Raw genomic sequence first — 784 nt, 5'->3', positions numbered from 1 at the left:
CGAGCCTTCACGCATTGGACACTGAGTGCGAATATCGAGCGGCTGGAGTTGCAGGGAACTGCTAACCTTGTCGGAACAGGCAACAGCCTGAACAACACGATCGTCGGCAACAGCGGTGCAAACACGCTACGGGGTGCAGCGGGCCACGATTACTTGACCGGTGGTGTCGGAGCCGACACCGCGTATGGCGGGACAGGCAATGACACATATGTCGTCACCTCCACCAGCGACCGAACCATCGAACTCGCCGGTGAAGGTTCGGACGTGGTCAGATCCTCTGTCAATTGGACATTGGCCGCGAATACTGAACGTCTCGAGCTGCAGGGCACGACAAATCTGGTCGGAAATGGCAACAGTTCGAACAACGCGCTCATCGGCAACGGCGGAACCAACGTCCTACGCGGCGCTGCTGGTAACGACTATATCGTCGGCGGTGCGGGCAAGGACACATTGGTAGGTGGATCTGGCAACGACACCTTCTTTTTCAACGCTGCTTTCAGTGTAAACAACATCGACAAAATCACGGATTACAATCCGGCACAGGACACGCTCCAGGTCGAAAATGCAATTTTCACCGGCCTGGCGGCAGGTTGGCTGGCGGCAGCGGCATTCCACATTGGCAACGCTGCGCATGATGCCAACGATCGCATCATCTACAACAGTTCGAACGGAGACCTGCTCTTTGACCGAGACGGCACTGGGAGTGCGGCTGCGATGAAGTTTGCGACTCTCTCACCAGGACTTGCGGTGTCGGCCGGAGACTTTTTCGTCGTCTGATCTTATT

1 pseudogene is annotated in these 784 nt (G+C 56.5%); it reads left to right on the top strand.

The features are described 5' to 3' along the window. A pseudogene (locus G6N74_RS30430) lies at window positions 1-777 on the top strand (hypothetical protein); the annotation flags it as partial. Window positions 778-784 lie beyond the last annotated feature (7 nt).

Source organism: Mesorhizobium zhangyense, from assembly GCF_011045115.1.
In the GTDB taxonomy this organism is placed as follows: Bacteria; Pseudomonadota; Alphaproteobacteria; order Rhizobiales; family Rhizobiaceae; genus Mesorhizobium_M; species Mesorhizobium_M zhangyense.
This window is presented reverse-complemented; position numbering and strand designations above follow the sequence as displayed.